General features: G+C 60.6%; 7 protein-coding genes and 2 rRNA genes (1 of these 9 only partly in view). 4 read left to right on the top strand and 5 right to left on the bottom strand.

The window, feature by feature from the left end:
- A 23S ribosomal RNA gene (locus ABL840_RS35085) occupies window positions 1–2,430 on the top strand (it extends 441 nt beyond the left edge of the window).
- Window positions 2,431–2,557: 127 nt separating this feature from the next.
- Window positions 2,558–2,670 (top strand): 5S ribosomal RNA (gene rrf / locus ABL840_RS35080).
- Window positions 2,671–2,754: 84 nt separating this feature from the next.
- Here rrf and ABL840_RS35075 read toward each other — a convergent pair.
- The 5 genes from ABL840_RS35075 to hppD form a co-directional block, all read right to left on the bottom strand.
- Window positions 2,755–3,687, bottom strand: a complete 933-nt coding sequence (locus ABL840_RS35075) for an MBL fold metallo-hydrolase (protein ID WP_093304729.1) — start codon at window positions 3,685–3,687, stop codon at window positions 2,755–2,757.
- A gap of 3 nt (window positions 3,688–3,690) precedes the next feature.
- Entirely contained in the window at window positions 3,691–5,388 is a 1,698-nt protein-coding gene (locus ABL840_RS35070) for an AMP-binding protein (RefSeq protein WP_093304727.1), read from the bottom strand.
- 137 nt (window positions 5,389–5,525) lie between these two features.
- Window positions 5,526–6,398, bottom strand: a complete 873-nt coding sequence (gene phhA, locus ABL840_RS35065; protein ID WP_093304726.1) for a phenylalanine 4-monooxygenase — start codon at window positions 6,396–6,398, stop codon at window positions 5,526–5,528.
- A gap of 28 nt (window positions 6,399–6,426) precedes the next feature.
- A complete protein-coding gene (locus ABL840_RS35060; protein ID WP_093304724.1) occupies window positions 6,427–7,233 on the bottom strand; it encodes a transporter substrate-binding domain-containing protein in 807 nt (268 codons plus the stop codon).
- 37 nt (window positions 7,234–7,270) lie between these two features.
- A complete protein-coding gene (hppD, locus tag ABL840_RS35055) occupies window positions 7,271–8,398 on the bottom strand; it encodes a 4-hydroxyphenylpyruvate dioxygenase (protein ID WP_093206016.1) in 1,128 nt (375 codons plus the stop codon).
- 154 nt (window positions 8,399–8,552) lie between these two features.
- Between hppD and ABL840_RS35050 the strand changes: the two genes are divergently transcribed.
- Window positions 8,553–9,026 carry an Lrp/AsnC family transcriptional regulator gene (locus tag ABL840_RS35050; RefSeq protein ID WP_093206014.1) on the top strand — a complete coding sequence of 158 codons (474 nt, stop codon included), beginning with the start codon at window positions 8,553–8,555 and terminating at the stop codon, window positions 9,024–9,026.
- A gap of 120 nt (window positions 9,027–9,146) precedes the next feature.
- Window positions 9,147–9,875, top strand: coding sequence for a GNAT family N-acetyltransferase (locus ABL840_RS35045; RefSeq protein ID WP_093206012.1), 729 nt, complete (start codon window positions 9,147–9,149; stop codon window positions 9,873–9,875).
- Window positions 9,876–9,932: the final 57 nt, after the last annotated feature.

Raw genomic sequence — 9,932 nt, 5'->3', positions numbered from 1 at the left:
TAGTGAACTAGTACCGTGAGGGAAAGGCGAAAAGAACCCCGGGAGGGGAGTGAAATAGATCCTGAAACCGCGTGCTTACAAAAAGTAGGAGCCCGCAAGGGTGACTGCGTACCTTTTGTATAATGGGTCAGCGACTTACATTCAGTGGCAAGGTTAACCGAATAGGGAAGCCGTAGAGAAATCGAGTCCGAATAGGGCGATCAGTCGCTGGGTGTAGACCCGAAACCAAGTGATCTATCCATGGCCAGGATGAAGGTGCCGTAACAGGTACTGGAGGTCCGAACCGACTAGTGTTGCAAAACTAGCGGATGAGCTGTGGATAGGGGTGAAAGGCTAAACAAACTTGGAAATAGCTGGTTCTCTCCGAAAACTATTTAGGTAGTGCCTCAAGTATTACCTTCGGGGGTAGAGCACTGTTTTGGCTAGGGGGTCATGGCGACTTACCAAACCAAGGCAAACTCCGAATACCGAAGAGTACAGCTTGGGAGACAGAGCACCGGGTGCTAACGTCCGGACTCAAGAGGGAAACAACCCAGACCGCCAGCTAAGGTCCCTAAAATTGGCTAAGTGGGAAACGAAGTGGGAAGGCTAAAACAGTCAGGATGTTGGCTTAGAAGCAGCCATCATTTAAAGAAAGCGTAATAGCTCACTGATCGAGTCGTCCTGCGCGGAAGATGTAACGGGGCTAAGCCAGTTACCGAAGCTGCGGATTTGCAATTTATTGCAAGTGGTAGGAGAGCGTTCTGTAAGCCTGTGAAGGTGCGTTGTAAAGCGTGCTGGAGGTATCAGAAGTGCGAATGCTGACATGAGTAGCGTTAAAGGGGGTGAAAAGCCCCCTCGCCGTAAGCGCAAGGTTTTCTACGCAACGTTCATCGGCGTAGAGTGAGTCGGCCCCTAAGGCGAGGCAGAGATGCGTAGCTGATGGGAAACAGGTCAATATTCCTGTACCGATGTGTAGTGCGATGTGGGGACGGATCTTAATAGGTCATCCGGGTGTTGGATATCCCGGTTTAGTTGGATGTAGGCGTGCATTAGGCAAATCCGGTGCACATATACCGAGGCCAACGATCGAGCCAGCTTGCTGGTGAAGTGACTGAACGAGGTTCCAGGAAAAGCCACTAAGCTTCAGCTACACACGACCGTACCGCAAACCGACACTGGTGCGCGAGATGAGTATTCTAAGGCGCTTGAGAGAACTCAGGAGAAGGAACTCGGCAAATTGACACCGTAACTTCGGAAGAAGGTGTGCCCTATTAGTGTGAAGTGAACAACGGAGCATGAATGGGTTGCAAAAAATCGGTGGCTGCGACTGTTTATTAAAAACACAGCACTCTGCAAACACGAAAGTGGACGTATAGGGTGTGACGCCTGCCCGGTGCTGGAAGATTAAATGATGGGGTGCAAGCTCTTGATTGAAGTCCCAGTAAACGGCGGCCGTAACTATAACGGTCCTAAGGTAGCGAAATTCCTTGTCGGGTAAGTTCCGACCTGCACGAATGGCGTAACGATGGCCACACTGTCTCCTCCTGAGACTCAGCGAAGTTGAAATGTTTGTGATGATGCAATCTCCCCGCGGAAAGACGGAAAGACCCCATGAACCTTTACTGTAGCTTTGTATTGGACTTTGAACAGATCTGTGTAGGATAGGTGGGAGGCTTTGAAGCAGGGTCGCTAGATCTTGTGGAGCCAACGTTGAAATACCACCCTGGTGTGTTTGAGGTTCTAACCTAGGTCCATTATCTGGATCGGGGACAGTGCATGGTAGGCAGTTTGACTGGGGCGGTCTCCTCCCAAAGCGTAACGGAGGAGTTCGAAGGTACGCTAGTTACGGTCGGACATCGTGACGATAGTGCAATGGCATAAGCGTGCTTAACTGCGAGACTGACAAGTCGAGCAGATGCGAAAGCAGGACATAGTGATCCGGTGGTTCTGTATGGAAGGGCCATCGCTCAACGGATAAAAGGTACTCTGGGGATAACAGGCTGATACCGCCCAAGAGTTCATATCGACGGCGGTGTTTGGCACCTCGATGTCGGCTCATCTCATCCTGGGGCTGTAGCCGGTCCCAAGGGTATGGCTGTTCGCCATTTAAAGAGGTACGTGAGCTGGGTTTAAAACGTCGTGAGACAGTTTGGTCCCTATCTTCCGTGGGCGCTGCAGATTTGAGGAAGCCTGCTCCTAGTACGAGAGGACCGGAGTGGACACACCTCTGGTGTATCGGTTGTCACGCCAGTGGCATTGCCGAGTAGCTAAGTGTGGAAGAGATAACCGCTGAAAGCATCTAAGCGGGAAACTCGTTTCAAGATGAGATCTGCCGGGGCCTTGAGCCCCCTGAAGAGTCGTTCAAGACCAGGACGTTGATAGGTCAGGTGTGGAAGCGCAGTAATGCGTTAAGCTAACTGATACTAATTGCTCGTGCGGCTTGACCCTATAACTTTGATCAGTCAGATCAAGGTGTTATGCCAAGTTGACGCATTCAAAACAATTCGCCAAAGCTGATTCCAAACTCTATGAATTCGTTTGATTGATCACGTGATCAATCAGACAACCCTTTATGCCTGATGACCATAGCGAGTTGGTCCCACTCCTTCCCATCCCGAACAGGACAGTGAAACGACTCAGCGCCGATGATAGTGCGGGTTCCCGTGTGAAAGTAGGTCATCGTCAGGCTCTTACAGCCCAGAAACCCCCAGTCGAATATCGGCTGGGGGTTTTTGCTTTGCAGTCGCGGAAACGGAAAATACCGAGAAGCAGCTAGAGATTGTGCAGGCCTGAAATGTTCACCTCGGCTCCGCCTGCGGCTATCAATTCCGCCAAGATATCTCCGGTCAGCCGATCCAATTCGATCTCGCTGAAAAAACGCGACCGAATTGCATCCAGATAGGCAGTGCCTCGCAGCCAGGCCTCCCAATCCGCAACGGAGATCGACTGCACCTCCAGCAGCTTGAACTTCATCAGCACCTTGATGGCGTGCCGCGCATGCTTGATCGGATCGCGCCGCAGGCCGTCAAGCCGCCGACGCGCAACAGACAGCGCCGCATCGACGTTATCGAACACGGCGCCATGTCCCGGAATCACCCGCTGCGGTGCAAGCTCCGCGATCAGATCCAAAGTGGCCCCCACATCGTCGAACGAAGGCTCTCCGGCCAGTTCGGGAAACGCAATGCCGAAGCCGTTTTCCCATAGAGCGTCCGCAGAAATCAACGTCCGCGTCTCAGGCTCGAACAGAATGACCGAGTGAGGATCGTGTCCCGGCGCGGCATGCACCTGCCACGGCCTGTCCCCGAGCACGCACTCGCTCCCCGGCCGCAGCAGCCCGGTGAAGCCGAATCGCGGACAGGTCTGCCCCGTCGCCAGAAAACTCAAGCCTTGCTGATCCCAGCTTTCGACGAACGCAGCTTCGCCTGGCGGGATATCCGTACGAACTGACGGGTAACGTGCTTGCAGTGCCGCGTTCCCTCCGCAGTGGTCGCTGTGCAAATGCGTATTCAGGATGCGATCGAGCGGCCTGCCGCCAAGCACCGACTCGATAAGGGCGACCGTCTGCTCCGCATGCGTCGCATACCCCGTATCGACGATGGCTGTCTCTTCGCCGCCCACGAACAGCACATTGTTCGACGAGAGCCAGCCCCGCTCGAAAACGACGACATTCGCCGGCAGCCCGGCGCTCGCCGACGAATGGCTCATCGTTCAGGCGCCCGCGTTGACGCGAAGTTCGCGGCGCAGAATCTTCCCGACATTGGTCTTCGGCAACGATTCCCTGAACTCGATGTGCTTGGGCCGCTTGTAGCCGGTCAGCTGCGAATGGCAGTACTGCAGCACCGCATCCTCGGTCAGCGTCGGATCCCTGCGGACCACGAAGACCTTGATGGCTTCGCCCTGCTTCTCGTCGGGCACGCCCACTGCGGCGCATTCCACGACACCCGGGCACAGCGAGATCACGTTCTCGAGCTCGTTCGGGAACACGTTGAAGCCACTGACCAGGATCATGTCCTTCTTGCGGTCGACGATGCGGCTGTAGCCGTCTTCCTGCATCACCGCGATGTCGCCGGTGCGCATGAAGCCGTCGGGCGTGAACGCCGCGGCGGTTTCCGCCGGCTGGTTGTAGTAGCCCGTCATCACGTTCGGCCCCTTGATGCAGAGCTCCCCGGGCTGGCCGTCTGGCAGCGAATTCCCCTCGTCATCCTTGATCGCGATCTTGATGCTGGGCAGCGGCAGGCCGATCGTCCCGGTGAACTTCGTGTTCGACACCGGGTTGTTCGTGCCGATCGCACAGGTCTCGCTCATGCCCCAGCCTTCGATCATCGGACAGCCGGTGGCCTCGAACCACTTGCGCGCCGTGCCTTCGGAGGCAGCCATGCCGCCCGCCTGCGAGACGAACAGCGTCGAGAAGTCGATCGACTTGAAGTCCGGATGCATCAGCAGCGCATTGAACAAGGTGTTCACCGCAGGCAGCATGTGGAAGGGCCGCTTCTTCAGCACCGCGATGAACTTGTTGAAGTCGCGCGGGTTCGGAATCAGCGTCATGTGCGAGCCCTGGCGGATCACCAGCAGGCACAGCGTCAGCGCGAAGATGTGATACAGCGGCAGCGCCGCGATGCTGTTGACCTTCGCCAGATCGCCGGCACGCGACAGCGCCGGCGTGAACCACGCCTCGGCCTGCAGGGTGGCCGCGACGATGTTGCGATGGGTCAGCACCGCGCCCTTCGACAGGCCGGTCGTACCGCCCGTGTACTGCAGGAAGGCAATGGAATCGAGGGTACTTTGGTCCGGGCCCAGCGTGCGGCCGCGTCCCTCCGAAATGGCCTGGTTGAACGGCGTCACGCTGCGCCCGTCGCTCAGCGGCAGCTTGTAGGCAGGCACCAGCTTCGCGAGGTGCCGCACGGCCATCGTGATCCATGCGCCGTACAAGCCACCGAGCAGGTCGCCCATCGAGGTCATGACCACGTGCTTCACCGGCGTGCGCTCGATCACCTTCTCGAGCGTGGCCGCGAAGTTCTCGAGGATGACGATGGCCGTCGCGCCGGAGTCTTTCAGCTGGTGCTCGAGTTCGCGCGCCGTGTACAGCGGGTTGACGTTGACGCAGGTGTACCCCGCGCGCAGCACGCCGCACATGGTGACCGCGAACTGCGGAATGTTGGGCAGCATGATCGCCACTCGTGCACCGGGTTCGAGTCCGCGCGACTGCAGCCAGGCGCCCAGCGCCTTCGACAGGGTGTCGAGCTCGCCGTAGGACATCCAGCGCTCCATGCAGACCGAGAAAGGCCGGTCGGCATAACGGGCGAAAGCCTCGTCGAACATCTGGGGCAACGAACGGTACTGCTCCGGATGAATCTCGTGCGGCACGCCGGCCGGATAGTTCTGTCGCGCGGAAGATGTGGTCTGCATGCAAGCTCCTTTGGCGCGGATTGTGGAAGGCACTTTGCCTCCGCGACCAGCGGGCTTGTCCTAGGGCAAGGGCGCGTGCTGTCGCGCGCGCGATAGCTGCGCGCAGCGAAGAGGGCGCAGAGCAACCCTTCGGAAATTCAGGCCTTGCCCGATTCGCCCGACAGCAGCACCCCGGCCTCGATGTCGGTCGCGACCTCCAGCGACTCGTACAGCGGCGTGAAGTCGGGCTCCGTGAGGTCGAACAGCTGCTTGAAGCTGTCGATCACGAAGTAGTTGGCCTGGTAGGTGTCGATCTTGTAGCGCGTGCGCATGGTGCGCAGCAGATCGAGCGGCAGCCGCCGCGGCTCGTCGCTGAGCACCGCGTGCTTCAACTCGCCCACCGAGCTAAGGATGCCGGCGCCGTAGGCGCGCAGGCCGTCCGGCTGGCGGATCAGCCCGAACTCCACCGTGTACCAGTAGAGCCGCGCCAGCTTCTCGCCGGCACCAAGATCGTGCGCCTTGATACCGCCCTGCCCATAGCGCTGCACGTAGTCGGCAAAGGTCGGGTCGAACAGCATCGGCACGTGACCGAACAGGTCGTGGAACACGTCGGGCTCGACGATGTAGTCGAACTCCTCGGGCTTGCGGATCCAGTCCGTCACCGGAAACTTGCGGTTCGCGAGCAGCGTGAAGAAAGGCAGCTCCGGAATCAGCCCCGGCACCGCCACGATCTCCCAGCCCGTCGCGCGGTGCAGTCGCTCGTTGAGTTCGTCGAAGCGCGGGATGCGGTCCTTTACGCCCAGCGAGGGCAGCGCCTTGATGAAGGCGTCGCAGGCCAGCCCCGGCAGTTGTGCCACCTGGCGCTCGTAGAGCCGGCGGTAGGTGTCGTGATCGGCCGGCGTGTAGCTGGCCCAATCCTGCGGGCAGGTGTAGTCGGCCAGCACCGCGCCGCCGCGCGAATAGTCGCCGCGGGGCGGGCGGTCCGAGGCACCGTAGACGGCGGGAGTGACGACAGCTGCAGGGGTTTCCATCGAGATCGGTCTTGAGTTGCTTCGTTGCTTACTTGAGCCAGCGGTCCATCGTCCGCTGGAAGTCGCCGCCGGCCTGCTGCAGGTGCAGCCACTGGTCGACATACGACTTGAATGCCACATCGTCGCGCGGCAGCATCCATGCCATTTCGCCGTACTGCAGCGGCTTGTCGGGGTTGACCGCGCACAGGCCAGGCTTGAGCTTCTGCTGTGTGATGGCCTCGGCCGCCTCGGTGACGAACACGTCGGCGCGGTTGGCGAGGATCTCGTCGAAGATCGTCACGTTCTCGCCGTGCAGCGTGAGCTTGGCCTGCTTGAAGTTGGCGCGGGCGAAGCGCTCGTTGCTGCCGCCCGGGTTGAAGATGACGCGCACCGACGGCTTGTCGATGGCCGCCACGCTCTGGTACTTGGCCACGTCGGCGCAGCGCGCGATGGGCGTCTTGCCATTGACCATGTAGGGCGCGCTGAAGAAGGCGCGCTTCTGGCGGTCGGTGGTGACCGACACGCCGCCCACGGCGATGTCGCACTTGCCGGCGGTCAGGTCGGGCAGCAGGTTGGCCCAGGTGGTCTTGACCCACTCGGGCTTCGCGCCGAGGCTGGCGCTGAAGCCCGCCATCAGGTCGACGTCGATGCCCTCGAAGCTGCCGTCGGTCTTCTGGAAGCTGAAGGGCTTGTAGTCGCCCGGCGTGCAGATGCGCAGCACCGCTGCCTTCTGCACCGTGTCCAGGTGCGAGGCGCCGGCCGCCGGCGTGGCCGCGGGCGCCATCGCGCAACCCGAAAGAACGGCGGCAGCCGCCGCAATGAAGGTCAAACCGATCGAAGGCGTACAGCTGCGCATGCGTGCTCCAGAAGCAGGTAAATAAGGGAAGGGGCCCTTATTTTGCGGCGCTCAGCACGCCGCGGCGCATCTGGTCGAGCTCGATGCTCTCGAACAGCGCCTTGAAGTTGCCGTTGCCGAAGCCGTCGTCGCCCTTGCGCTGGATGAACTCGAAGAAGATCGGGCCGAGCTGGTTCTCGCTGAAGATCTGCAACAGCAGGGCATCCTTCTTGCCGTCGATCAGGATCTTGCGCTTGTGCAGCGCTTCCACGCTTTCGCCGTGGCCCGGGATGCGCTTGTCGACCAGTTCGTAGTAGGTGTCGATGGTGTCCAGCAGCGTCACGCCGTTGGCGCGCAGCGCGTCGACGGTGGCGTACAGGTCGTCCGAGCCCATGGCGATGTGCTGGATGCCTTCGCCCTTGTACATGTCCAGATATTCCTGGATCTGGCCGGCCTGCTCCTTGCCTTCCTCGTTGATCGGGATGCGGATCTTGCCGCAGGGGCTGGTCATGGCCTTGCTCTTCACGCCCGTAACCTGGCCTTCGATGTCGAAGTACTTGATCTCGCGGAAGTTGAAGAGCTTCTCGTAGAAGCCGGCCCAGACGTTCATCCGGCCGCGGTACACGTTGTGCGTCAGGTGGTCGATGTAGGTCAGGCCGTTGCCGAACGGCGAAAGCGCCTGTTCCGGGGGCACGCCGGGCAGAGCCTCGAAGTCGACGTCGTAAAAGCCGATGTTGCCGATGTCGCCGGGCTTCGCTCCGTTCTTGCCAGGCCAGCGGTCCACCAGGTAGATCAGGCTGTCGCCGATGCCCTTGATGGCGGGAATGTTCAGCTCGCCGGGGCCGGCCTTGTCGGCGAAGCCCCATGCGCCCAGCGCCGTGGCGCGTTCATAGGCCTGCTTGGCATCCTGCACGCGGAAGGCAATGGCGCACACGCTCGGGCCATGCTCGCGGGCGAATTTCTGCGCGAACGAGTCGGGCTCCGCATTCAGGATGAAATTGATCGTGCCCTGGCGATAAAGCAGCACGTTCTTGTGGCGGTGCTTGGCCACGGCCTTGAAGCCCATGCGCTCGAATACCTTGCCCATGGCAACCGGATCGGGTGCCGCGTATTCGATGAATTCGAAGCCGTCGGTGCCCATGGGGTTCTCCCAGGGAGTGAAGGCGGGTGCGTCGGCTTGGCTCATGTGCGGTCTCCGGTAGAGGTGGGGATTGATTGGATTGAATGAACAAGGCGCGAAATCGGCCGGTCATGCAATGTAGGGTGGATGCCTCTCAGGTTTTCTGCGTTTCCACGCGCCCATGGTGGTCATCACGCAGTAAAACTGCAAGAATGATGAAATGGAAGCACTGGACAAGATTGATAGGCTGATTTTGCGCACGCTGCAAGCAGACGGTCGCGCAACCTACGACCAGATCGCCGAGCAGGTGAGCCTGTCGCCCAGTGCAGTGCTGCGGCGGGTCAAGCGCCTCGAGGAACACCGCGTGATCGACCGCTACGTGGCGCTGGTCCAGCCCGAAGCCATCGGCCTGGGCCTGACCGCCTACCTCAACGTGCGGCTCGAAAAGCACACCGAGACCCACAAGCGCAACCCCATGGACCTGTTCCGAGCCAGCGTGCAGACCTGGCCCGAGGTCGTCGAGTGCGCCGCCCTGACCGGCGACATGGACTACCTGCTGCGCGTGGTGGTGGCCGACATGGCGCACTACAGCCGCTTCATCATGGACACCCTGCTCAAGCACCCCAGCGTGGAGGACTGCAAGACCAGCTTCGTGCTCGACCGTGTCAAAGCCACAACAGCTGTGCCCGTTTAGCTACATTTCGGTTGCGTGAGAGCCACACGGTCTGGTCGCGGTCTGGCACTGGGTCACAAATGTGTCCCGTGATTGACCTTGCGAACTTGTTGTTTAAGGGGAAACCCTTATATTTGAGCCATGCTTACCGCCAAGACCCTTCTCAAAGCGTCTCTCGGCATTGGCTCTTTCCTGAAAGCGCCGATGGTTGAGGCGCAACCACGCGCCGTCAGCGCGCCTCAACCGGTGATGGTGCCGATCCGCTCGATCGGCCCGCGCGAACGCGAGCGCATCGCCCGCCACCTGCTCGACCTCACCCCGCACGATCGCTACCTGCGCTTCGGCTATGCGGCGGCCGACGAGCAGATCCAGCGCTACGTCGACAGCCTCGACTTCGAGCGTGACGAGCTCTTCGGCATCTACAACCGCCGCCTCGACCTTATCGCGATGGCGCACCTGGCCTTCGCTCCCGGCGACCAGCACAGCGACTGCGCCGAGTTCGGCGTGTCGGTCTCGGCCCATGCCCGCGGCCGCGGCTACGGCGCCCGCCTGTTCGAGCGCGCAGTGGTCGTGGCGCGCAACGAAGGCGTGGGCATGCTCTTCATCCATGCGCTGAGCGAGAACGCCGCCATGCTGAAGATCGCACGTAATGCAGGCGCCACCGTGGTGCGCAGCGGCGCCGAAGCCGAAGCCCACCTCGAGCTGCCCAGCGCCACCTTCGACAGCCGCATGAGCGAGATCGCACTGGAGCACTACGCTGCCGTCGACTACGCGCTCAAGACCCGCGCCAAGCAGTTCTGGGCCTTTCTAGCCAGCCTGCAGGAAGTGCGCAGCGGCATGCGCGACGCGCGCAAGAAGTCGGCCCAGTAGCTGCCGGCGCCCGGATGGCGCCTGCGTGCTTACCCTCGCCGGAATTGCCCGGTAGAG

It is taken from the genome of Variovorax sp. NFACC27, from assembly GCF_048301545.1.
Lineage (GTDB): Bacteria > Pseudomonadota > Gammaproteobacteria > Burkholderiales > Burkholderiaceae_C > Variovorax > Variovorax gossypii.
The sequence above is the reverse complement of the archived record's forward strand: the minus strand, read 5'-3'. Positions and strand labels throughout refer to the sequence as shown.